Raw genomic sequence first — 25160 nt, 5'->3', positions numbered from 1 at the left:
ATGAAGGCTTAGTTACGCTTATGCCCTATTCCAGAGGACGGCTCAAATCATAAACCGGTGCAGGCTCTCGTAAGGGCAACGATTGCTGCCCGGCGCGATCTCCAGCAATTTCCCGTCCATTTTCTTGGATTTCGCGGGTTTTCTGAACAGATTGATCCGGCTTTTCGGAAGCACCAACGCCAAAAACTCTTTTGATTCCTTCAACCGCACTTGAAAAACCCCTCTTCATAGACGACCCCAATGCCTCCATCGCATTTTCGCTACGGTTAGGCCGGCCCATTTCAACTCTGTATTGTTCATTAGACAGATACACCGGAGGTCTGCTTGAAACTGAAAGGTTGCTCTGCAGTTCCACGCCCTTCATGAAACGCAAAAATTCCCTGCGAAAACCGAGATATTGATAAGGCTGTGAGGTATCGCCAGCCGAAAGAACGGCGCGCTCGGCACCCTTCGCAGAATAACCGTTCATCAAAGCGAATAATTCCGGCTGCTCTCTGCGAATCTTGTCCATCATCGTCATATCGTCCGTTTTATGCACCTCCTCCATAAGCGCTTTACGGGCAGCGGTATCACGAAGAACGCGCGGCGTTTCAATCAACCGGACTTTTTGTTCATGCCTGTCATAAAGAGCGATCAACGGACCGGAAGTACCACTTGGCATCTCAATGCCCTTAATCCGCACCTGCGTTCCGGCCTCAATAGAGCTTCCAAGCGTTAATTCCCGCCCCGCATTGCGGGAAAAAGCCTCAAGCACATCCCGGTCCCGCGGTCCCAAAACAACCGGACTGCTATAAAGTTTACGGCTGGTAAACTGGCTGATCAACTGCAGATCTTCGCTGCTGGGAAGCGCTGCCGCTTTATCAAATTCCGCTGCGCCCGCACGCCTGGCCGCAGACTTAAACTGCTGCGGCGCAGGCTCTTTAGGAATAAACAAATCAGGATTCCACTGCGCCTCATCGTTCAGGCGTTGAATATTGCCCGCATGAATATCTTGCGCCTCTTTCCTGTATTTCTGCACAAAATCCCCAAGCTTGGGAACATCTTCAGACTCAACATCCACCAAAAGATTCGAATACGAATACGAGCCATTTTGAATATGACCGCGCTGATCAACCAGCAAGGCAAAGCCGGGATCAAGATCGCGTATTTCAGTCCATGGCCTCCCCGGCTTATCTTTGAGGGCTTTTCTAATCGCCGCGACATCGATCTTCTCAACTGTGAAAATCATCGAATCTTTATCAATACCCGCAACATAACGCTGACCCTCATCATCCTGAAAAATCATAAATTTCTGCTGATAAAGCGGATTGGCCATCCCGCGCTTTTGAAAATCCCCCTGTGCAACCGCCAGATTATAATCATCATAAGCCTGGGCAATATCCGTAGAATTATAAGCATGCCCGCCGGACGTAATTTCAAGAGAGGTCAGCCCCGGCTTCCAGACCGGAACGCTCCGATCATAAGACTCAACATATGCAGGCGCGCCGCCTTCCTGCGTTTTATGAAGCTCTACCGCATACGTTGAAACTTTATCGGCAAACATTTTCGCCGCCGCGTCAGGATCACTGATCTTTCCAGCCTCCGCCAAAGCATCGCTCATCGCATCTTCAAAATGCTCACGATACGCGCGGTTACCATAGGGCAGGGTCATAGCCGTATTGATCAATATGATCATATCGGTATGAAAATTATCTTCTTTATCGCCGTATTTTTCCCGTGCTTCTTTATAAAACTGCGCCAGACGATCTCGCGGACTTTTGCTGGCGTCAATTTTTCCAAACAAATCCGGAATTGCCAGATCCGGCATCAATGCGGCCATACCCATAGAATTCGTATATGTGTGCGTCAGGGAATCAAGTAAACGCAGCATATCGGGATTACCATCTTTATGCTCTTCAATCCGCTGCGCAAATTGCCGCTCGACCAGATCCGGCATGCTCAAAATGCTGTTATCTGGATTGATAAACAACTCGTGGGAAATCATGCCCTCTTTAGCGAGATAATCCAGAGAATCGAGCAACTCAGGCAAAACCTTTTTCAGGTCCGCAAGCTGCTCATCACTGATTTTCCCTTTCAGCTTTTCTTCAAAATGCTCGCGAATATATTTACCTTTTGTGACCGTATACTCATGATCACCAACGCCCTTTTCAGCCGGGATTTCCAGCAACATCGGATGGCTCAAAACCAGCATCATCCCCTGCAGGGATGCCTGCGTGCGCATATCGAAAATACCATCCGGCTCACCAACTTCAGTTATGCGCCGATCAAGAATCCCGCCGGTAATGAAATCTTTAAGTAACTGCCCCATAAACCCACCGGGCATTTGCGCGTTCTTCTCTTCCAGCTGCGCATTCAACTTGGGCACGAGCTCGCCCAACATCGCCTCAACCTTCAGCGTTGCATCAAACGCGGTGAGCTGCTTTTCCGGCGGGTTATACGCCCCAGAGCTACGCAAAGCATCCAGCGCCGGAATAAAGGCCTGCAACTGCGCCGCGTCATAACCAGCCGGCACAGGGCCGGCAGCCAGTTGCTGTGTGAGTTTCTTCGAGGTTACCTCATCAAACGCGCCGTAACGCCTGGCTTCGGGAAAACCAAAATCACTTTGCAGCTTGGTAACATACTCTTTCAACGCGGCCTGCGTCTCCGGCGCATCCCACGCCTTGCCCTCCTGCCCGATGGTTTTAAGAACAGTTTCGGTATCGCTTTGCGTTTTTTCCACGCGCGCTTTTTGAACCTGCTGAACACCTTTGTCATTGGCAATCTCGTTTAGGTCAGCGACAACCTGCTTACGATCTTTGATGAACGCCAGCAAACCGCCAAGCTTAATCTTGCCCCATTGATCCTCTGGAATGCCCGCATCTTCCAAATAACCACGAATAACGCTCTTAGTTGGCGTCCAGCTCTTATCGAGTTCAAGATCAGAATTTTCTTTTATACTCTCAATATCTTCTGCTAATTTGCCGCTTTTTTCATTTGCCGCCAAGCGATCAAGCACCTGCCTGCCAAATTCCGGCGTATAGCCGGTAACACCAGGCATATCCAAAAACGCCGCCAAAAACCGCACCGCCTTATCCCGCGCATCGACAAACGCCTCATCTGCCACGCCATCAACTTGAGCAGGCGTAAGCAAACCAAGCCCCTGAAGCTTTTCTTCAATCAATTGAATTTTGGGAGTTAAGTCCGCCAAATAATCACCCCTCTTTATTTTTTTAAGCCGACCCTGCTTTTTTATCGTTTTATGGGCCGTTTACTCTATATATATATCGCCACCTTAACCACTTGTTTCCATTATATAGTTTTCATGCTCTTTTCGCGCATGACGGTTAAGTTAAGTGCAGTATGCCACAGAACTACACATTTTTCAAACTTTTTTCAATGAAATCAAATGGTTAACAAAAGGTTAACGCGCACCCCAGCGGCCATAACTCTGTTAACGACCCAAGAGACCTTCACGCTCAAGAATATCGTGATAAAATTGCAAATACCCCTGCAAACTCGCCTGCTTGGTAAATTCAGCTTCATAGCGCGCATGACCGCCGCGCACCAAACGCTCCACCAAGTCCGGCTCTTCAATCAACTGCCGGATATACGCCCCAATCGCCTCCACGTCATCAATAGGCGCCATCAACCCGTCTTCTTCGTGACGAACAAACTGACGCGGCCCGTCGGCCTCACACACCACCACCGGTATGCCCTGCGCCCAGGCCTGCACAAACACCGTACCAAACCCTTCATCGCGCGAAATAAACGCACAAATATCTGCCGCCCGCAACAAAGCCGCCCGGTCAGTGCGCCATCCCAAAAGCTTCACACGATTCCCCACGCCAAGCTTTTCAATTAAACTCTCCAGCTCCGCGCGCTGCGGCCCTTCTCCAGCAATCCACACATACAAATCCGGCTGCGCCGCCGCGACTTCAATCAACGTATCAAACGCCTTATCCGGATGCAGCCGCCCTAACCCCAGCACCAACGGGGCGCCTTCCGGCGTATCGAAATCAGCCCGGTTAATGGCCTGCGTAACAGGCTCGACCTCCGCAAAATTATTGATATGAACGACATGATCCCCGACCACACCATGCGCCAATATGTGCTCACGTATCAACGGCGTAATCGCAACAAAATACTCCGCCGTTTTGAAATACTTCATTTTGTATGGACTGCCCAGCCGCGCGACATGCACATAACGCGGACACCCCATCGAAGCCTTCCAGCGCGGCACCTTCGACGGTGCCCGGCTCATCCAGCTTTGCACAATATCAGGCCTGAATTTTTGGATAATTTTGCGCAAACGCGCGCCTGTATAAACATCCACTGCCCCGCCAAACGGCAATATATGCACCGGGATTCCGGCTTTTTGCAAACGAGGCACCCGAATATCATTGGCCCGGGTTGCTACTTCAACCACTTCCCCGGCCTCATGCAACGCCAGACACATATCGACAAAAGCTGTTTCCGCCCCGCCATGCTCCGCCCCGGCCATAACTTGAAGGATTCTCATGCGTATACGGCTTTTTTACAAACGGCGCTGTTCTTGGCTATCATCTGGTCTCAGCCTCACCGGCTTCTTCTTCCGCCTTTGCTCTCTCCGCCGCTTCTTTCTCCGCAGCCTCTTTCTCCGCCGCTACTCTGGCTTCTTCTTCCTTTTGCTCCTGATCCTGCTGCTGCATGACCATCGGCAAACTTACCAAAGTTGTTTTCAAAAGCCGGGTCATTTCAGGCTGAGTCTTATCCATATTTTCCAACAAAGTCTGACACGCCTCAGGCGACGTCACCGGAACTTTTTCAACCTCCTTGTCTTTATCCTTGCGCACCGTATCAACCAGCTTAAAAAATTTCTTAATCTCACGCGGCTTCGCATATTCCTGCGCCAAAATCATATTACCGACATTTGCATCAGCCTCTTCCATAATCGGCTTAATCGCCGCTTTCCATTCATCAAAACGCGTTTCCAGAGGCTCTTTCATATCCGGGTTAGTCTCACCGCAAGCTTCCACCGCCATCCCCACATGATCACGCACCGATTCAACGACCTTGATAAGATTATAATTTCCATACATAATACTAAAATGCCGTTGGCTTCGCTCATCCAGATCTTTCATGAACGCATCGGCCGCTTCTAAAACTTCATTCTTCTTAGGCACCTCTTCTGCTTTATCTTCGGCCCAAACGACTACGGGGCTAAAGGCAATAAGCAGGAAAGAAAATACAAATACTAACTTTTTCATGGATCACGCGCTCACTGTTTTTAAAATATTGCAGACATAAAAATAGCCCGTAAACGGGCAAAAAAAAAGCCTGTATGCTTTTTTGTCCGGGAATAAAATGGGGCAACACAATTCCCAAACTCATCATACAGGCCAGTGCGCATGACATAAGAGATAAACCAAAAATATTTTTAAAACCTTTTGTCTGAACGTTTTCAGACACGAACCCTAATTTTTTATTAAGCGGGCCTTCCCTTGCCCAATTCCGGCTTCTCGTCTCAAAAGAAGCCAATTTGTCCCTAAATCACTGGTCTTTCTACCAATTGAAGGAAAGGATCACACCGGAGTTACTGATCACTTACCCTATATATTTAACATAACATATAAAATCTAAAGAGAAAGTAAATAAAATTCGATATGAATTTCTTTAATTTTAAAGATGAATTTTGTAATATTTTCCTACGTTCTACTCTTCTAGATTTTTCAGGATTTTACTTGCGCATAAAGCCATTTTATGGCCTCTTAACCCATTAAAATAATTATATAAAAGTAAGAATCATGCAAAATACAAAAGCTTCGCCCCACATCAAACCGGAAAACATAGACGTCACAGAAATTTCTGCTGCGTCTCACCCCCAATATATGGACCATGAAAAAATCTATAAAATCCACGCGCCAGAGCAAAATATCACCGCTTTTGTTGGCATCCACAACACAGCTCTCGGACCAGCCTTGGGCGGCATCCGCTTCAAATATTACGAAGATGAAAATACGGCGCTGACAGATGTTTTACGCCTCTCCGAGGCCATGACCTGGAAAAATGCCGCCGGAAACCTTGACCACGGCGGCGGCAAAAGCGTAATCATGGCCCCATCTGCCGATCTGCGCCACCCAACCGATGAAATACTGGCTATATTTGCGCAAGGGCTCAACATCATCAACGCAGGCACACCCGTCTATTTCGGTGCTGAAGACATGAACACGGATGAAACCAGCATGAATAAACTGCTCGAAACAACCAGATGGATTAAAGGCGGCACCGCGCCCTCTCCTGATGTCGTTGGCGGCACGCCCTCTCCCCTGACCGCCATCGGTGTATTCGAATGCATGAAAATCGCAGCCCGCCACAAGCTCGGCAAAGAAAACCTTAAAGATGTGCATATCTCAATGCAAGGCCTTGGCAATGTAGGCGGCGCACTCGCGCAATATCTCCACGAACAAGGCGCAATTCTTACAGGCTGCGACGTCGTCGATTCCGTATTTGAAGATCTCGAAACTAAAGGCGTACAGGTTGTACGTGTCGGCCTTAATGAAATTTACGATGCACCAGCAGACATCTTCGCACCCAACGCCATTGGAGGCACATTAACGGACACCAACATCAAACGCCTCAAAACCGCAGACGTACAAATCGTCTGCGGCGCCGCCAACAACCAGCAACAAGATCAATCCGGTGGCCACCAAAGCCGCCTCATGCACGACCTGGATATGCTTTATTGCCCTGATTATATCGTCAATGCAGGCGGTGTCATCTGGGTTGCAAAAGTCGGACAAGACGCAAAAACTGTAACAAAAGAGATTAGCACCGGCGTCCCGCGCCGCTTCGAAGAAATCTTGCAAATCTACGAATCCGCCACTGACCAGGACATGGCCTCCCTCGCCGCCCGCTACGCCCGTCGGCGCGTTGAAACCGCCCAATCTCAAAACTCACAAAACACTGGGACCGAAACACACAACATGATAGGAGCTTAAAGCATGTACACTGAACGCGGAAATGTCCTGTGGTTTATTCTCATCGCCGTCGCACTGCTCGCCGCGCTCACAATGGTGCTCAGCCGTAGCGGATCAACCGTCGATCAAAGCGGCGATATTGAACAGCAACGCGTCAAAGCCAGCCAGATCCTGCGCACAGCCAAAAGCATCGAAGCCGGAATCCAGCAAATGCGCCTGCGCGGCGTCTCTGAAAACGATATGTCTTTCTGGCATGACAGCAATGGCGACAATACAGAAGACGGCTCCGACACTTACTACAACGCCAACTGTACCATAACCGATTGTAAGCTGTTCGACGCAGGCGGCGCAGGCCTTACCTATTCCAGCCCGCCCAGCGGCGTCAATGACGCCAGCGAATGGATTTTCAATGCCACCAATGACGTACTGGATGTCGGCACAGGCGCGCCCGACTTGCTCATCATCCTGCCAAACGTCAAAACCTCAATTTGCGCCCAAATCAACCGCATGCTCGGTGCCTCTTACGCCGGCACGGAAAGCGATGTCGATTTCACCGCCTTCACCGGCACGTTTACGCTGACCGAAACTATCGATTTGGCTGCAGGCCAGGAAGCAGGCTGCATTGACTACGACAACGCCGGCTCCACCGAACCCTTCTTCTACCAGGTCCTGATCAAACGTTAAAAAACAAGGATCTATACCACTTTAGCAGTCAATGTTTGGCGTATTTATAGCTAAATCTATAAATGACCGTAGAAACAGCTATAATCAACGCTATTCTCAACTTTCTTCTTTTCAGCGAAATACAAAACCCCGTGAAACCCCGCACTTGATGCGGGGTCCATATGATACATAGTCAAATTCCATGGACCCCGGCTTTTCGCCGGGGTTTCGTTCTTCTTTCTATTTCAATCCTTTAAAAGAAGTTGAGAATTAGGCACAATCACTATTTTTTTGTTTCTGCGTACGGGTTTTTAGATTTGCGTACAAGCAGGCGTATGGGGACGCCGGGAATCTTGTAATCACGACGCAGACCATTGATAATGAATCGTTTATGCGATTCAGGCAACTTATCAGGTCGGGCAACCCACAGGGCGAAAGTCGGCGGACGGGTTTTAATCTGGGTGATATATTTCAAACGGTTTGAACGTCCGGAGATCAGCGGAGCGGGATTTTGGCTTTCCATTTTTGCCAGCCAGCGGTTGAGACCGGCGGTAGAGATACGCTTGTTCCAAATAGTGTACGTGTCCAGACAGCGATCAAGCAGTTTGTTGATATTCTTGCCGTTAAGGGCTGAAATAGTTTGGTAGGGGATGTCTTTGAGCTGGGCGAGTGAAGTTTCAGCCTTGTATGCCAATTCTTCAAGGGCTTCATCACGATCACGCACGCTATCCCATTTGTTGACGGCAACAACCAGCGCGCGGCCCTCATTGATGATATGTTCGGCAATTTGGAGATCTTGTTTTTCAAAAATCGCATTGCCGTCGATGACGAGGATGACGATTTGAGCGAGGCGAATAGCGCGCATGGAATCTTCGACGCTCATTTTCTCTATATTATCCTGAACCTTGCTTTTCCTGCGCATACCGGCGGTGTCAACCAATTTGAAGCTGCGGTCTTTATAATCCCAATCCACAGCAATAGCATCGCGGGTAATACCGGCTTCGGGGCCGGTCATGACGCGCTGGTCATTGACGATGGAATTGAGCAACGTGGATTTTCCGACATTGGGGCGGCCGACAATGGCGATTTTAAGCGGTTTTTCAGGATCGTCTTCATCCTGATTGAAAGTAAAATCTTCACAGCCTTCGAGATCATCTAATCCCTCCTCACCCCAACCCTCTCCCTCAAAGGAGAGGGAATTTTCTTCACCGTCGTTGGTGGTGTCGGTTTTGGAAATGAGAGGTTCGAGCGCATGGTAAAGTTCTTCCATACCGATGCCGTGTTCGGCGGAGATACCGATGGGTTCGCCAAGACCTAGCCGAAAGGCTTCACCGATTGTGGTTGCAATCGCTTTTTCGTTTTCACCTTTATTAACGGCTAGAATCACAGGTTTTTTTTGTTTGCGCAACCAACCTGCGAAATGTTCGTCAAGCGGGGTGAGACCGGCGCGACCATCGATGATGAAGAGTACAGCATCAGCGTTTTTGAGAGCGGCCTCGGTTTGCTGGCGCATACGGCCTTGAATAGAGTCATCAAAGCTTTCTTCGAGACCGGCGGTGTCGATGATGCGTAAGGTGTGGTCGAACAGCGCCCCTTCAGCGCTGCGCCAATCGCGAGTGATGCCCGGCGTATCATCGACAATCGCCAGCTTTTTTCCGGCCAGGCGATTGAAGAGGGCTGACTTTCCTACGTTTGGTCTTCCAACGAGCGCGAGTGTAAACATGTGCGCTTGTTTACATGGTTCTTGTGAAACTGTCTAGCGATAAGCGGTCAGGGTTCCGTCATTGGTGAGCAGGTAGAGCGTTCCACCAGCAATAACAGGGCTTGTCGATACGGTGGCGCCCGCATCCCATTCGCCCAGGATTTTGCCGTTTTCCGGCGCGATTTCGATGACGCGGCCATCTGTTCCGGCTAAGATTAAACGTCCTCCGGCCAGAACGGGGCCGTTAAAAACTTGAGGATCATCATCTTCGAAGCGTGGGAGTTCTGTCGTCCAGCGGATGGAGCCGTTTTCGCGGCCCAGCGCAATGAGCTGGTTTTCGGAGGATAGCACAAAGATATGATTTCCGGCCATCCACGGGGTTTGCGATCCGCTGATCTCGCGTTGCCAGATGCGTGTGCCGGTGCGCTCGTCGATAGCGACGAGGCGGCCGGAAAAGCTGATGGCAAAAACGACACCTTTATCCATTACAGGCAAAGCGCGGATGTCTGAAATGGTCGACAATCCGCCAAAGCTGCGGACATTTGAGAGATTGTCCGACCAGGCAATGGAACCGTTTTCTATACGCAAGGCGGTGATTTCACCGGATGAAAAGACGGGCACGACGATGTCCTGATTGGCCGCTGGAGAGGCTGCGCCGACTAAGGTGGCGTCATCGCTGATGCCAGTATATTCCCACAGGATGCTGCCGTCTTTGGCGTTTAAAGCCATGACACGGCCATCAAGTGTGGTGACAAAGACGCGTTCTTCCATGATGGTGGGAGCGGCGCGTGACGGGGCGGGTATGGTTTTGCGCCATATGATCTGGCCATCATCCGGTTTTACAGCTAACACTTCGTTATAGCCATTGGTGACGTACAGCATACTGCCACTGAAAGCAATACCGCCGGCAATAACAGGGTCATCTTCGTTTTCGGCCTGCACGTCTGTGTCCCAGAGTTTTTTGCCGTTTTCGATATTGAAAGCAGACAGGCGGTTGTCGGTATCGAGTGTAAATATCCGATTATCGATGATAATGGGTTGTGTAATAAGTGGCAGTTCATCAGTGGCACCATCGCCAATATTAGCACTCCAAAGACGTTTTAAAGGACTGGCAGGCAAGGAGAGGTTTTGCATTGAATGGTTCGGGTAACCTCCGACTTGCGGCCAGAATTCGTTGTTCCATTCTGCTGGCGCTAAAAGCCCCTGGCTTTCCAGAACCGGATTGTCCGGTTCGAGATTTTTCTGCATTTGCATGACGCTGATGCGTTCACCTTCAAGCGGTGGTGGGCCGTCTTTTTCAAACCAGCCGGAAGCGCCGCAGCCGGAGAGGAAAACGGTCAGAAGGACAAGGGAAGTAAGGCATAGACAGCGTTTGATCATGGGATATTATCCTGTTTCATCTTGTTTTTCTGATACGGATTTATTTTTCATGTCGTACAGATGCGCCAGGGCACGAGCACGACCAGTCAGGCTTTGTGGCAAATCAGGCGTATCGAGCACAGCATTGAGATGTGTAAGTGCGCCCTTGTAATCGCCAAGTTTATCGGCGGTGATAAGAGCCGCTTCGATACGGGCATGATGGACCCATGGGCTTTGAGGATTGCTTATCAGCGGTATGAGTTGATCAAGCAAGGCCTGGCCACCCTGATCGTCTTGGTCTATTTGCAAGCGTACGCTCATGAGTGTGCCGAGATCTTTAAGTTCATCGGGAAGTGCTTTGTCATGGCTGATGCGTTTATATAGCATGAGAGCGTCTTCGGTTTTATCCTGATCGAGGAATTTTCCGGCTGCTTGCAAAAAGGCTATACCGCGCAGGCCTGCGCGCATTGGAAGCTTTTCGGCGGTCAAAATGTTGTCGGGATATTCCGGGGATTCTTGCAGGGCAATGAGCGCGGCGGTTTGCTTTTCTTTGACACTGGAATTCCAACTGCGATAGCCGGAAATTAGCCCGGTCAGTAAAATTGTGCCGAGAATGACGCCGATGATGTAGGTTTTATTTTCGGCCCAGAATTTCTCGACGCGCTCCTGGCGCATTGCTTCGTCTACCTCGCGGAACAAGTCGGCCATGTGTTACTCCTTCTATTTCTTCGCTTCTTTTTAGCATGAAGATCAAAAAAGTCACGCGAAGATCGCAACGTTATTTTTTATTTCCATTTAATTGAACAACCCATAGATGGGGTTTGGTTGGCGGGGCCGACGCCATCTTGAGCGATTTGTGTCATGGCGTTTACGAGTTCTTTGACCGTTTTGGAGGTCGCTTCGTTGGGGCCGGCGGAATCAAGACGGCCGCGATATTGAAGCTGGCCATTGGCATTAAAGCCGAAGATGTCGGGGGTGCATACGGCGCCATAGCTTCTCGCGACTTCTTGCGTTTCGTCGATTAAATAAGGGAAGGTGAAGCCGTTTTCTTCAGCGAAGAGCACCATGTTTTCTTGCGAGTCGGCCGGGTAGTTGCCGGTATCGTTGGGCATGATGGCGGCGACGGCAATGCCGAGATCTTGCAGAGTTTGGGCGTCTTGTACAAATCGTTCGATGATTGCCTGAACGTACGGGCAATGGTTGCAGATGAAGGCGATAACGGTGCCTTTTTTGCCTTTAATGTCATTATAGGTCAGAAATTTGCCGTCGATATTTTGGAGTTTGAAATCCGGAGCGTAGAAATTGTCGTCTTTTAAAGGTGTTTCGAGTAAGGCCATGGCTGTTCTCCTTTACTAAAAAAAGTGGTATGATGAACATATGTCAGAAATTATCCCTTTTTCAAGGGCGAGTCATGCTTCAGGTTTTACCAATGCGCAGTTCAAGAAACTTGACGGATTGTATTTGCGCGCGGCAGCAGCGGGCGTTTTGACTTATCGCAGTGTGGAGTGCGATTTTGATGAGGGCGTGGCCAGCTATACCTATTGCAAATCCGAGCATATGAGCCCGTACCTACAGTTTGTGATCCGTAAAGTGGGGCCGCGCGCAACGATGTATGAGGTATATTTGCAGGATAAGGGGCGCGTGATTAAAAGCGGAGTGTTTGATAAAGCGTTTGCACGCCTTCAGGATGAAGTGGAAAAATTATTTTAACCACCTCTGAACACAGCATAGACACAGATGTTTTGAGCATATAGCGTATCTGTGTTAATCCGTGTGTATCTGTGGTTTTTTAAAAGGTTTTTTTATGTCCAAGATCAAAGTTAAAATCTGGCCAATGGTCAAGGAATCTTATGCGCAAGTGAATAGAACACGCGCTATCTGGTCGCCTGTTGTCTGGTTGCCTCTGGCTTTGATTTTTGTGTGGTATTCTATATTCTGGTTTTTTCCCGAATTTCGTCTTTTTATCAGCACGGACCTGTTGAATGCAGGCGGGGGCGCCGATTTCTTTGATTACTGGTTTGTCTTTGAAACCTTTATGACGTCGGTTTTTATGGTTGCGTTGTACCGCTTTTTTATTCTGGACGAAAAACCGGACATAAAATATATCGAGTACAAAAAAGGCATTCCCGAACTCAAAACGGTTTTTAAGCTCCCCTATTATTTTCGGTTTGGCCGCCGGGAATTTGTGTTTGCGCTTTTTTCCTCGTTATTGGGCGTCTTTTTCTTATTGCTTCAGGATGTTTTTAGACTTTATTGGTTGAATAACCTGGCGGCTGATGGGCTTTCTGGTTGGATACAAGCTGATTTAACGCATTCTGCATTCCTTTATACGGGCATTGTCTATTTTTTACAGTTTTTAGAACTTTTGGTTTATACCGTTCTGGTTTTGGTTTTTCCGTTTTTGGCGCTCCACGATTCTTATGCTTTTAAAAATATTTCTGAAATGGTCAAAGCTGTTAAAGGGAATATCTTTCGGATTTTAATTATAGTGTCCCTGATATACTTGCCCTATGATGGTTTTAATTCAGCTATAAATCTGGTCTATGTCTATGCTTTTAAGATGGGTTTGTTATCCGATTCCTCTCCTTTTAGGGAGGATATTCTTTTTCACGTAGGCTGGATTCGTTATTATGCAAGTTTAGGTGTTTATTACGTCTGCGTTCTTGCTGATATTATATTTTTAAGCATCATTTATAAAAGGCTCGTACTCGAAAATGACAAAAATTAAAGTTAAAAATCCGATTGTTGAAATTGATGGCGATGAGATGACGCGCATTATTTGGGCGTTTATCAAGGAGCGTTTAATCCTGCCGTATCTCGATGTCGATTTGAAATATTTTGACTTGTCGATTCAAAGTCGCGATGCGAGCGATGACCAGATTACTGTGATGGCTGCGAATGCTATAAAAGAGCATGGCGTGGGTGTGAAGTGCGCAACGATTACGCCGGACGAGGCACGGGTGGAGGAATTTGGCCTTAAGAAAATGTGGAAGTCTCCGAACGGGACAATCCGCAATATTTTGAACGGGACGGTGTTTCGCGAGCCGATAACCACTGCAAATGTACCGAAATATGTGCCGGGCTGGATAGAGCCGATTGTCATTGGCCGTCATGCTTTCGGCGATCAGTATAAGGCCACGGACATTAAGGTGCCGGGGCCGGGTAAGCTGGAGCTGGTTTATACGCCCGAAGGCGGAGAGCCGGAAGTGCATGAGGTGTTTGATTTTCCATCCAGCGGCGTGGGGATGGCGATGTATAATCTGGACGAAAGCATTGAAGGCTTTGCAAGAAGCTCTTTTAATTATGGGCTTAGCCGAAAATATCCAGTTTATATGTCAACGAAAAATACGATCCTGAAACAATATGACGGGAAATTCATCGAGATTTTCCAGCAAATTTTTGATGAGGAATTTAAAGCCGATTTTGAGAAGCATGATTTGTGGTACGAACACCGTTTAATTGATGACATGGTGGCGCAGGCGATTAAATCCAAGGGCGGGTTTGTCTGGGCGTGCAAGAATTATGACGGAGACGTACAGAGCGATATTGTCGCGCAGGGATTTGGATCACTGGGGTTGATGACTTCTGTTTTGCTGACACCGGATGGGAAATGCGTTGAGGCGGAAGCGGCGCACGGAACAGTGACGCGCCATTACCGCGAACATCAAAAAGGCAATCCGACTTCGACCAATCCGATTGCTTCGATTTTTGCCTGGACGCGCGGACTCAAATATCGCGGGGAATTTGACGGGACGCCGGAGGTCGTTGATTTTGCCGATACGCTGGAGCGGGTTTGTGTGGAAACTGTTGAAGCCGGGCACATGACCAAGGATCTGGCGCTCTTGATTGGTGAGCAACAAAAATGGCTGACGACACAGGAATATCTTGATAAGGTTGTGGCTGGATTAGAAAAGGCAATGCAATAAATGCGTACGGTGTACGTTTTTCAAATTCTTGTTTCTGTATTTTTGGCTCTGGTCAGTGCGCAGGCTTATGCAGGCTATGATAAGCCGTATGTCGGCGACATGATTGAATATGATGCGAAGTATGAAGATACGTTTATTCATTTGGCGCGGGATTATAATCTGGGTTTTACAGAGCTTCGTGCGGCTAACCCTTATGTGGATCCGTGGATGCCGGGGCGAGGCACTGATTTAATTTTGCCAACGCGGCATTTGCTGCCCGATGCGTCGAGAGAGGGCATCGTGATTAATCTGGCAGATATGCGGCTGTATGCTTTTATCAATGGTGATGAAGCGCCTTACCATACGCCAATTGGTGTGGGGCGTGAGGGTCTTAGTACGCCGGAAGGGGTAACCGAAATTGTGCGCAAAGTGGAAGGGCCGGTCTGGCGTCCGACGCCGCGGATGCGCAAGGCAGATCCGACATTAAAAGAGGCTTATTATCAGGGACCGGATAATCCGATGGGTACGCATGCGCTGTATTTAGGATGGCCGCAATATGCACTGCATGGAACCAACCGGCCATTCGGAATTGGGCGGCGGGTTAGTTCTGGCTGCATTCGTTTATATCCGGAAAAAATATCCGAGTTATTTGAGCTTATACCTGTGGGCACGAAGGTAACAGTGGTTAATCAGCCGATAAAAGTCGCCTGGATTGATGATGAACTATTTTTGGAGGCTAACCCTTCTTTGGCGCAGTCAGTGGCGATGGAAGAATATGGCGAAGTCCCGGAAGAGAAAATCAGTAATGATGAGATGCGTTTGATTGTTAAAACGGCAGGAGACTGGCAAGATCGGTTGCGTTGGCCTGCGATTCGCAAGGCGCTGAAAGAGCGTAATAGCTATCCGGTTTCGATTGCCCGCCGCCCTTCACTGGAAGTTAAGGGCGATGTTATTATTGAACATGAGAAGGCTGCATTCATTGAAACACCTGAAGAAGCAAAGGATCTTATTGAAGGGTATGAGCCCGCACCTGAAAAACGCGATGATATAGAAAAGGCGCAGGATAAAAATTCCAAGACTGGTGAAGATACAGATAAGATTCGGATGGCTGAGGGTGAGACGACAGAGCAGGATCAGGATCAGGATCAGGATAATCCCGCCAGAATGCTTAATCCATAGAGTAGCGGTAACAGCGCTGGAAAAAGCAGGAATATCAGCCGTAATTTGCTTTTTACGAGAAAAAACCCCAGAGAAAATAATGCGCAAAAAATCCATGTTATCGCGGTGGCGGTGAAGAAATTTGTCTGCAGCGTTACTGCATTGGTCTCGAGCACTTCGGAAGATAGGTTTCCTGAAAGCAACGCAGCGTTATAGGCTATTGGCGCGGCCATAAAGCCCAAGCCGTTTGCGAGAAGAAATAAGACGATCTTACGGATAATGTTCATGTGGCTATTCTACTTTAAGAACGTCTGTTTAGCTTTTTCTACAGCTCATCTTACATAGAGTTTCTGCAAAGAAAAAGGGCCGCCTTAAGGCCGCCCTTAAATCTTTTTATCAGCTTAATATAAAGCTTATTTTGTTTGGTATTCTCTGAATACGCGCTCTGCAGGGGCCGGAGCCGGAGCAGGGGCAGGTTCGGATGCATAACCGGCTGTGCGCTCACTTGCGTAAGGAGGAGCCGTGTCAACATCACCCATTTTAGTTGTATCACATGCGGACAGAGCAATAGCTGTTCCGGCGATGCAAAGAGTTGCTGCAAATTTTTTCATTGTGACCTCTTTAAAATTTTAATGTTAAACCAAGAAAAACTATGCCCTGTAATATTGAGCAGTCGCTTCGTAGTCTCTCTTTATACACAAACGAAAACGCATTGCACACTGTTTTTCAAGAGTTTTTTTGTTTTTCTGGGTGGATGGTGGCGGATTTTTGAAAGATTAATACATTATAAAAAATATATAATTTCGACAGATTCGTTCAACGATGCCTATATCCTCTGGTTTTTGCGAACTTGTTCAAAATAGCGATCAATGCCTTTCGTGAGCGCGGTGGCAATTTTTTGTCGGTGGTGGCTGGTATTAAGTAAAGTCGCTTCTTTTTCGTTAGACATAAATCCTGCTTCGATCAGCACAGAAGGAATATCCGGGGCTTTTAAAACGGCAAAGCCGGCATAGCGGTGTGGGCGGGGCAGCGTTTTTACGCCATTGGCGTTAAAGCTGTTCACCAGGGTATTGGCAAAAAATTTTGACTGATTCATCGTATCGCGCATAGCCAGATCCATAAGGATGCCCACAACATCCTCATCTTCGATGCTAAGATCTATTCCTGCGATGAGATCGGCCTTATTTTCCCGGGCGGCGAGCTTGGCGGTCTGGGCATCGGAGGCTTTTTCGGACAGAGTATAGACCGAAGCACCTGTAATACTTTTATTTTCCATTGAATCGGCATGCAGTGAGATGAAGAGGTCACCTCCATGTTTGCGGGCAAATTTGACGCGGTTTGAGAGCTTGATGAAGTGATTGTCTGCGCGTGTCATTTTAACACGGTATTTGCCGGAGGATTCAAGCTGAACTTTGAGGTCTTTAGCCAGAGCGAGCACAACATTTTTTTCGTACAGGCCGTGCGGGCCGGAGGCACCGGGATCAATGCCGCCATGGCCGGGATCGATGATGATAAGAGGTTTTTGGTCTTGTGGTTTGGGCGGCGGCGGCGGGGCTAAAGTCGCAATATTTGCATTTTGTGTTTGGATTCTATCAGGATCAAGAGAGCCATGAACAGTGCTTTTGATTTGCTCAAACAAACTGGGCGAAACATTGCTGAAATCAATGACAAGCCGGTCAGGTTTGCCTGCGCCGCCAGGCAGCGTGAAGGCTTTTTGAATGCTGATCGGGCGATTGAGGTCAAAGACAATGCGTGAAATGCCGGGTTTGAGGCTGCCATGGCGGGTAGCTTGTACGCCCGCGTCTTGCGGGGATTGGACTTTTCCGGCTTGCCATTCAAAGCTGGGCAGGTCGATGACCATACGATAGGGCTCAGACAAGACGAAGGCGCGGAAATCGGCTGGCTTGTCAAGATCCAGCACAAGCCTGGTTTTTTCTTCGTAAAGGCCAAAGCGTACGGATTCTATATTGAGAGCACGCGCATTTAACGGCGAAAGCAGAGTCAATAGCAAGATCATTAGAGCAAAATGGAAGGGTTTCAATGCCAAGATAGTTACTCATTGATTGTGTTAAATATGCGCTTTCTTATATATCATAAATGGGCGTGGGTGTGTAAAGCTCTTAATCTCGTAAGCAAGGCTTGCCGCCTGTGGGAAGAGCGCTATTATGGTGGAGAAATTTTTAGCATTTATACTTGTTTTAATGCTTGTGTAATTTACCCGGCGCGTGTACTGTGCGCTTAAGTGTTTAGTGGATTGCGGTTTTAGCGCTTAAAGTTTTTAAAGGTTTCGCGAACTGCACTCCCCAAAATTGATACAACAAGTTTAGCGCGCTTTTGCGCCGCTTTCCCCTATGTAAACACTCGAAGTTTATCTTCAGCGGAGAAAGAGGAAGCGTTCTTATGCGCGTTTAATGGAGAATAAATAATGTCTAAGAAAATGTTGATTGATGGGACCCACAGTGAAGAAACGCGGGTGGCCATTGTTGAAGATGGACGGCTGGAAGAGTTTGATTATGAAAGCGCGTTCCGTAAACCGTTGAAAGGAAACATCTATCTGGCGAAAGTGACACGCGTTGAGCCATCGCTGCAAGCTGCGTTTGTAAATTTTGGCGGCAATCGCCATGGGTTTTTGCCGTTTTCTGAAATTCATCCTGATTATTTTCGTATTCCGGTGTCGGATCGCGAGGCGTTGATCGCCGAACAGGAAGCAGATCTGGAAGCACATGATGAAGAAGAGGCGCTGGAAGAACAGGAATTGCCTGAAGACGATGTTGATGAAGAAGACGCTGTTGAAGAGCTGGGCGGCGATTTAACTCTTGAGGATGGCGATAAGGATGGCGAGTCGGAGGAAGAAGACGTTAAAGCTGAGAAAAAACCGCGCGGGGGTCGTAAATCTAAAAAAGACACTGAGGTAGACACTGCCGATGCTGTGGATGCCGTGGAGGAAGATCCCGAGGATTCAATTGGTAACCGGATTGAAGAGCCGGAGGCAGATATTGATGGTAACAACGCGGATGCACAGGGTGAAGATGCCGATGGCAACATGTATGGTGGACGTGGGCGCGGACGTGGGCGCGGCAGACGTGATAATGGGCGCGGACGTGGCGGACGTAGCCGCAATGCAGCGCACCGGGCCAGGCGCGTAGAAACTTTTGGCGGCGAGGATATGGATGACGAGCAACGTTTCCGTTTTAATTTGCGCCGAAAGTACAAGATCCAGGAAGTGATCAAACGCGGTCAGATTATGCTGGTTCAGGTTTCAAAAGAAGAGCGCGGCAATAAAGGTGCTGCTGTAGGGTCGTATTTGTCTTTGCCGGGGCGCTATTGTGTGTTGATGCCTAATAGTCCGCGGGCGGGCGGTGTATCGCGCAAGATTTCGAATTATAAGGATCGCGCAAAAATGCGCGACATGATGAAGGATCTGGAAGTACCTAAGGGTATGAGCGTTATTTTGCGTACAGCGGGCGTTACGCGTACGAAGGTGGAAGTGAAGCGCGATCTGGATTATCTTTTGCGGCTTTGGAATACCATTCGCGAGAAGACGCTTGAATCGAGTGCGCCGGCTTTGGTGTATGAAGAGGCTGATCTTATCAAGCGCGCGGTGCGTGATTTGTATACGCGTGATATTGAGGAAATTCATGTAGCCGGGGACGAAGGTTTTAAGACGGCAAAAGAGTTCATGAAGATGATGATTCCTTCGCATGTAAAGAAGGTCAAAGAGTATAAGGATGTTGATACGCCTTTGTTCAACAAATTTAGGGTTGAGGAACAGATTGCCGAAATTGGCGAGACAGAAGTACGGCTCAAATCCGGCGGGTATCTGGTGATCAATCCAACTGAAGCGCTGGTGTCGATTGATGTGAACTCCGGCAAAGCAACCAAGGAGCGTCATATTGAAGAAACGGCGTTAAAAACCAATTTGGAAGCTGCCGATGAAGTGGCGCGGCAGCTTCGCTTACGTGATCTGGGGGGGCTGGTTGTAATTGACTTTATTGACATGGAGGACCGGCGTAATAACGGTAAGGTTGAGCGCAAGATGCGTGATGCGCTTTCCGGAGACCGCGCGCGAATTCAGATGGGACGGATTTCCTCTTTTGGTTTGATGGAGCTTTCACGTCAGCGTTTGAGCGCATCGTTGAGCGAAAGTCAGTTTGAGACTTGTCCGGGGTGTCAGGGCGCCGGACGGATACGTACGGCTGATGCGGCCAGTATTATGGTGCTACGCGCGATTGAAGCAGAAGGCATTAAAGGTCGTGCCTCACAGGTGATTGTACAGGTTTCCAATGAGGTGGCGCTGTATATTCTGAATAACAAGCGCGATAATCTGGCTGTTATTGAAGAGCGTTACGGTTTTGCTGTGCTTATCCGCGTTGATGATACGCTCGGGGCTTCGGGCTTCCGGGTTGAAGTGTCCAAGCCCGTTGATAAAACAGAGGATGATAGCGACGATACACCTGCTGGTGAGGATGATCAGGATGGTAATAATCGCCGTGACGGTCGTCGACGGGGCCGCCGTGGCGGCCGTAATCGCGGAATGCGTAATCAGCCCCGCAAAGATGATAATGCCGGTGAAGAACAAGCCGATCAGAAGTCACAGAATGCCGTAGTGCAAGCCGATTCGAAAGTGGACGAAAAAGCGCCTCAGGAGAAGAAGAAACCTTCTGCTTCCGCCGAGAAGGCTACAGTGGACGCGGCTTCGAAAAAGGTCAGGGTTAAGAAAGAAGAGTCTACAGGGAAAGACGATAAGAAGCCTTCTGCCTCCGCCAAGACCATGGCAGACGGGGCAACGAAGAAAGCTCCTGTAAAAAAGGCTAAGAAGAACGATGAGCCGGTCGAACCTAAAGATGAAAAGCCTGCCAAGGTGGTGAAAGTGTCCAACGATGATGCCAAGCCCAAAAAGGTTGCGGTGAAGGCAAGAAAAGACGATGCCCCTAAGGACTATGAAACCGTGAATGAGGCGCCGAAAGCGAAGAAAAAAGGCTGGTGGAACCTTAAATAATAGGCATCTTTTGCGCTGGACGTTGTTGTATTACTGATAACCTTTTCAAGTTATTATTAGGACAGCCCCAAAACTAAAGCTCCGCCATCTGTTCATATTCCGGGATTTCAACGTTCCAATCTAAATGCTCTTTGATCTTGAACTTAAATGAAGTGGCTGCTTTCGGCTCCCCATGCGTAAGGAAAGTTCTGCGCGGAGGTTCGCGGAAATGCCCGAGCCAATCGATAATTTCCTGATAATCGGCATGAGCTGAGATATTATCAAGCATGTCAATTTCAGCCCGCACCCTTAACAACTCGCCATGGATTTTGATTTCTACTTCACCGTGAGCCAATCGCGCGCCGCGCGTTCCCTCTGCCTGGAACCCGGCTAAAAGGACTGTGTTTCTCGGATCGCTAATATAATGTTTGAGGTGATGCAGGACGCGCCCGCCTGTAGCCATGCCGCTGGCAGAAATAATTACCGTCGGCATGCCGTTATTCTTGCTATAAATCGCCTTTGATTGTTCCACGGTTTGTGTGTAAATCACGCTGTTGCAAACCTTTGCGCATTCTTCCTTCGACAGGCGATGTTCAGCATGATGTTGCTGCAAAAGCTTCGTGGCGCTGATAGCCATGGGGCTATCGAGATAAACCGGAATACCGGGAATACGTTTCATTTCCTTTAGCTTGTAGATATAATACATCAGGCTTTGCGCGCGCCCGACGGCGAAAGCCGGAATGACGACCGTGCCGCCACGCCCAGATGTTCTGATGATAATATCTTCCAGCTGATCGAGAGGATCTGTCGTTTCATGCAGGCGGTCACCATAGGTGGATTCAAGGATGAGATAATCAGCCTCCTGAATCTGTGCCGGCACCTTCATCACCGGATCACGCGGACGTCCAAGATCACCGGAAAAAACAATATTGGTTTGCCCATCAGAAATATGCACACAGGATGCGCCCAGAATATGTCCGGCATGAGTTAAACGGAAAGAGAGTATATCGCTTAATGCATGTTCATCGCCAAAGGAAACGGGCTCTATTTTTTCAAGCGCGTTGTAGGAATCTTCCTGCGTATAAAGCGGCAGGGCGGGTTTGTGCCGCGTATAGCCGTAACGATTGGCCCGCTCTGCATCTTCTTCGTGTAGATGCGCACTATCAGGCAGAAGAATATCACACAAATCAGCAGTGGCGGAAGAACAATAAATCTGGCCGTCAAAGCCGTTCTTAACCAGCAAGGGTAAATAACCGCTGTGATCAATATGGGCATGGGTAAGGATAACAGCATTTATGGAAGCAGGATTAACGGGCAGATTCTCCCAGTTACGTTGCCGCAGCTCCTTCATCCCCTGAAACAAACCGCAATCGATCAATATCTTTTTGTTGTCATCTTCAAGCAGATATTTCGAACCGGTAACCGTTCCAGTTGCTCCCAAAAATGTCAGCTTCATTCTTCTTTCCTTTAAAACCGTTTTTCCTGTAAAAACGAATAATATATGACACCCACCTATACAACAGAGGATACCCGTGCAAAAAGACCCTGATTGTTATTTACTGAAAGAAAATAAAAATTCTTATCCGTTTGATCTCTGGCGCTCTTTTAAAATCTGGCGCGAATTTCAGAAAGGCTTTCGTGCCTTACGCTGCATCAATCATTGTATCACGTTTTTCGGTTCCGCCCGCTTTGGGGAAGATGATCCGTATTACAAGATGGCCAGGGAAACGGCTTTTGAGCTTGGCAAAGCAGGTTTTTCGATTATGACAGGTGGCGGCCCGGGCATCATGGAAGCCGCCAACCGGGGGGCAAAAGACGCTGGCGCTCTATCCATCGGATGCAATATCAAACTGCCGCATGAACAAAAACCCAACCCCTATACCGACATCAATATACAGTTTGATCACTTTTTTGTCCGCAAGGTCATGCTGCTCAAATATTCCTGCGCCTTCGTCCTTTTGCCTGGCGGTTTCGGAACAATGGACGAGATATTTGAAACGGCAACCCTGATTCAAACCGGAAAGATTTGTGATTTTCCGATCGTTGCTATGGGCAGTGAATACTGGGGCGCTCTGGGGCCTTTTTTAAGAAATACCATGATCGAGTATGGCACCATCGACGAGAAAGACCTTGATTTCGTGCGCATCACCGACCATCCAAAAGACGTTTTAGAGATTATACGGGCACGTAAAACAGGAGTGCATTTATAGGCTAAACACCCCACCTGCCCGCCGCAAAAGCACATTCCTTATCCTGTTCCCCCATGGTGCCAAAAATATATCAACGCAATAAGAAGCAAGAGTAAAATCCCCCAGAAAGTTAAACTGATTTTCAGGGATTGGCGGGATTTCTTGCGCTGATACCATGTGCGCGGGCGGATGCCTTTTAGCGTAAAAACAGCCTTGGCCGCGATATTGACGCAGATAATATTAATGGCCAGAAGAAGGGCCGCGCCATAGGCTTGTGCAAATGCACCTTCCCCCAGCGATAGCCCCATAGCGACAGCAGGCGGCATAAGCGCTACGGCGACCATGACACCTACCATCGTACTTGAAATCCCAGCAGTCAACGAAAGAACAGCCGCCGCTCCGGAAGCAAACGCCAGAATAATCCCGTCATAACCGACATTTGTACGCAGGAGATATTCCCGGCTGTCCGCAAAAACTTCATAGGGGATGAGAGCACCGGCCAGAATACTCAGCAACATTGTTAGACCAAACCCCATGGCATTGGCCTTCAGGGATTCCGCCACCATATCGCGGTCGCCAAGCGTCACCCCAAAACTCAGAGCTAAATTTGGTCCCAGCAGCGGCGCTATGACCATAGCCCCGATAATCACAGCCAGATTATCCGTGACCAGGCCGATGGCCGTGACAATCGTTGAAAGAACAACCAGAATGATAAAATCCGTGTTGGTTTTTGTTCCTTTTAAAATTTGGTCATACAGCGCCTCTCTGGTCAGGCTGCCATAGGCTTTCTTGGCGTTGGCATTTTCCTCTTCTTTTTCTTCATGGCGAGGAATGGTTGTTTCCACAGGTGTAATGATAATCCGCCATTCCTTTTCCTTACTAAAACGCCGTTGCAGCTTATCAACCAGATCCTGCAAGTATTCGGAAGCAACCAGAACATTTATTTCTCTGGGCTTTCCCTTTGGCTTTGCGCCGGACCAAAATTCAATGATGTTTGTCTCTTCAGCAAGAGCCTTAAGCGTTTCTTCACCTCCATTCGGAGCCAGTATCGTTAACATTCGCAAGGCCATTTTACGCTTCCGTTTTGTTTCGATACAACCAGTTTCGAAGAAGAAGCGGCGCAATAATCGTTGTTAGCAGGCTCATTAATATCAAACCCACGAAAGCGGGCTGCTCAATAACGCCGCTGATAAAAGCCAGCAGCGCAACCGTCATGGCGACTTCCCCCCGCGGCGACATACCTACGCCGACAACTAGGGAATCATGAACGCTCATGCCGCTTAATCGAGCCAAAATACCGCAACCGACAAGTTTTGTCAGCACAGCAACAATTGTTAACGCCAGCGCAAACCACGCTGCCTCCCATGTAAAGTTTTTGAAATCTGCCAGAATGCCCAGCGATATAAAGAAAATAGCACCAAAAACAATGCGCAGATACTCCGAGCCCACCCGAAAATCCTTGCTCCGCTGCGTATGAACATGCTCCAGTGAAACGCCCGCAACAAAAGCCCCAACAATCGCGGACAGCCCCATCAACTCGGCGGCCATAGCGTAGAAAAAAGCAACCATCATAATCAGGATGAATATGAAGTCCGGGTATTTTTCAGCAATTTTTGAGCGATCAATCCGATGAACCAGCGGCGTTAAAACCTTGTCTCCAAACAGGGCCCCGGCAACAAGAAAAATAATAGCCTTGAGGGTAAAAACGCCGACGACAGCGGCATCAACACCACCATCAGACAATTGCTGGGCAATGGCGAGCGCCAGAAGCGCCAGAACATCGTCAATGATGGCCGCGCCTATGATGGCCTGCGCGGCCTCGGATTTCAGTTTCCCCATTTCCCGGAGCGTATCGGCGGTAATTGCAATACTCGTTGCCGAAAGAGCCACGCCAATGATGATGGCTTTACTGAACTCAAAACCGAAAGCTAACGCGACTGCATACCCACCCGCCCAAGGTAGAAGGATACCGCCTAAAGCAATTAGGAAATAGGAGGGCTTCGTAATCTCTTTTAGGTGAAACTCCAGACCAATAACAAACAGAAGGATAATGGCTCCGATATGGCCGATACTGGCAACAAAATCAGAATAATGAATAAGATTGAAACCGGTCGGGCCTATCAGGATGCCCGCCAGAATAACGCCTACAACAGCAGGCTGACCAATACGATTGGAAAGTAGATAACCGCCCAGCGCCATAAAAAGCAGCAGACTCATCTGAAATTCAATAGATTCCGTTAGGGCATGTTCAGCAATTGTCATGAGCTATCG

Annotated in this window: 20 protein-coding genes; 8 read left to right on the top strand and 12 right to left on the bottom strand. The window is 48.6% G+C overall.

Annotated features, from left to right (window positions below; genetic code table 11):
* Window positions 1-25: 25 nt before the first annotated feature.
* The 3 genes from H6859_09800 to H6859_09790 form a co-directional block, all read right to left on the bottom strand.
* On the bottom strand, window positions 26-3187 hold the full coding sequence (locus tag H6859_09800) for a hypothetical protein (protein ID USO05419.1): 3162 nt from the start codon (window positions 3185-3187) through the stop codon (window positions 26-28).
* Between the two features lie 243 nt (window positions 3188-3430).
* Window positions 3431-4498 (bottom strand): glycosyltransferase, encoded by a 1068-nt coding sequence (locus H6859_09795; GenBank protein ID USO05418.1) that lies wholly within the window; start codon window positions 4496-4498, stop codon window positions 3431-3433.
* A gap of 40 nt (window positions 4499-4538) precedes the next feature.
* Window positions 4539-5225 (bottom strand): hypothetical protein, encoded by a 687-nt coding sequence (locus H6859_09790; protein USO05417.1) that lies wholly within the window; start codon window positions 5223-5225, stop codon window positions 4539-4541.
* Window positions 5226-5762: 537 nt separating this feature from the next.
* Here H6859_09790 and H6859_09785 point away from each other — a divergent pair.
* Window positions 5763-6956, top strand: a complete 1194-nt coding sequence (locus H6859_09785; protein ID USO05416.1) for a Glu/Leu/Phe/Val dehydrogenase — start codon at window positions 5763-5765, stop codon at window positions 6954-6956.
* 3 nt (window positions 6957-6959) lie between these two features.
* Window positions 6960-7619 (top strand): hypothetical protein, encoded by a 660-nt coding sequence (locus H6859_09780; protein ID USO05415.1) that lies wholly within the window; start codon window positions 6960-6962, stop codon window positions 7617-7619.
* Between the two features lie 262 nt (window positions 7620-7881).
* On the opposite strand, the gene der is transcribed toward H6859_09780, so the two are convergent.
* The 4 genes from der to H6859_09760 form a co-directional block, all read right to left on the bottom strand.
* Window positions 7882-9321: a ribosome biogenesis GTPase Der gene (gene der / locus H6859_09775; GenBank protein ID USO05414.1), complete on the bottom strand. Its 1440-nt coding sequence runs from the start codon at window positions 9319-9321 to the stop codon at window positions 7882-7884.
* Between the two features lie 33 nt (window positions 9322-9354).
* Complete coding sequence (locus H6859_09770; GenBank protein USO05413.1) at window positions 9355-10680, bottom strand: PQQ-binding-like beta-propeller repeat protein; 1326 nt, start codon at window positions 10678-10680, stop codon at window positions 9355-9357.
* Between the two features lie 6 nt (window positions 10681-10686).
* On the bottom strand, window positions 10687-11367 hold the full coding sequence (locus H6859_09765) for a hypothetical protein (GenBank protein ID USO05412.1): 681 nt from the start codon (window positions 11365-11367) through the stop codon (window positions 10687-10689).
* A 77-nt stretch (window positions 11368-11444) separates the two neighbouring features.
* Window positions 11445-11996, bottom strand: coding sequence for a thioredoxin family protein (locus H6859_09760; GenBank protein USO05411.1), 552 nt, complete (start codon window positions 11994-11996; stop codon window positions 11445-11447).
* A gap of 40 nt (window positions 11997-12036) precedes the next feature.
* On the opposite strand from H6859_09760, the gene H6859_09755 reads away from it, so the two are divergent.
* The 4 genes from H6859_09755 (at window position 12037) to H6859_09740 (ending at window position 15743) form a co-directional block, all read left to right on the top strand.
* Entirely contained in the window at window positions 12037-12369 is a 333-nt protein-coding gene (locus H6859_09755; GenBank protein ID USO05410.1) for a hypothetical protein, read from the top strand.
* 268 nt (window positions 12370-12637) lie between these two features.
* On the top strand, window positions 12638-13387 hold the full coding sequence (locus H6859_09750; protein ID USO05409.1) for a hypothetical protein: 750 nt from the start codon (window positions 12638-12640) through the stop codon (window positions 13385-13387).
* Window positions 13374-14585, top strand: a complete 1212-nt coding sequence (locus tag H6859_09745; GenBank protein USO05408.1) for an NADP-dependent isocitrate dehydrogenase — start codon at window positions 13374-13376, stop codon at window positions 14583-14585. Before H6859_09750 ends, H6859_09745 begins: the two co-directional genes overlap by 14 nt.
* Window positions 14586-15743 carry a L,D-transpeptidase family protein gene (locus H6859_09740; GenBank protein USO05407.1) on the top strand — a complete coding sequence of 386 codons (1158 nt, stop codon included), beginning with the start codon at window positions 14586-14588 and terminating at the stop codon, window positions 15741-15743.
* A gap of 392 nt (window positions 15744-16135) precedes the next feature.
* On the opposite strand, the gene H6859_09735 is transcribed toward H6859_09740, so the two are convergent.
* Both H6859_09735 and H6859_09730 read right to left on the bottom strand, forming a co-directional pair.
* Entirely contained in the window at window positions 16136-16333 is a 198-nt protein-coding gene (locus H6859_09735) for a hypothetical protein (GenBank protein ID USO05406.1), read from the bottom strand.
* A 215-nt stretch (window positions 16334-16548) separates the two neighbouring features.
* A complete protein-coding gene (locus H6859_09730) occupies window positions 16549-17727 on the bottom strand; it encodes an N-acetylmuramoyl-L-alanine amidase (GenBank protein USO05405.1) in 1179 nt (392 codons plus the stop codon).
* Between the two features lie 420 nt (window positions 17728-18147).
* On the opposite strand from H6859_09730, the gene H6859_09725 reads away from it, so the two are divergent.
* Complete coding sequence (locus tag H6859_09725; protein ID USO05404.1) at window positions 18148-20721, top strand: Rne/Rng family ribonuclease; 2574 nt, start codon at window positions 18148-18150, stop codon at window positions 20719-20721.
* A gap of 73 nt (window positions 20722-20794) precedes the next feature.
* On the opposite strand, the gene H6859_09720 is transcribed toward H6859_09725, so the two are convergent.
* Entirely contained in the window at window positions 20795-22156 is a 1362-nt protein-coding gene (locus tag H6859_09720; protein ID USO05403.1) for an MBL fold metallo-hydrolase, read from the bottom strand.
* A 76-nt stretch (window positions 22157-22232) separates the two neighbouring features.
* Here H6859_09720 and H6859_09715 point away from each other — a divergent pair, with 76 nt between their 5' ends.
* Window positions 22233-22910 (top strand): TIGR00730 family Rossman fold protein, encoded by a 678-nt coding sequence (locus H6859_09715; GenBank protein ID USO05402.1) that lies wholly within the window; start codon window positions 22233-22235, stop codon window positions 22908-22910.
* A gap of 38 nt (window positions 22911-22948) precedes the next feature.
* Here the strand turns inward: H6859_09715 and H6859_09710 are convergent, their stop codons facing one another.
* A complete protein-coding gene (locus H6859_09710; protein USO05401.1) occupies window positions 22949-23947 on the bottom strand; it encodes a TIGR00341 family protein in 999 nt (332 codons plus the stop codon).
* Between the two features lie 13 nt (window positions 23948-23960).
* The gene (locus H6859_09705; protein USO05400.1) at window positions 23961-25151 is read right to left on the bottom strand and encodes a cation:proton antiporter; all 1191 of its coding nucleotides are present in this window, start codon (window positions 25149-25151) and stop codon (window positions 23961-23963) included.
* Window positions 25152-25160: the final 9 nt, after the last annotated feature.

The organism is Rhodospirillales bacterium, from assembly GCA_023898785.1.
GTDB lineage: Bacteria > Pseudomonadota > Alphaproteobacteria > Micavibrionales > Micavibrionaceae > TMED27.
This window is presented reverse-complemented; position numbering and strand designations above follow the sequence as displayed.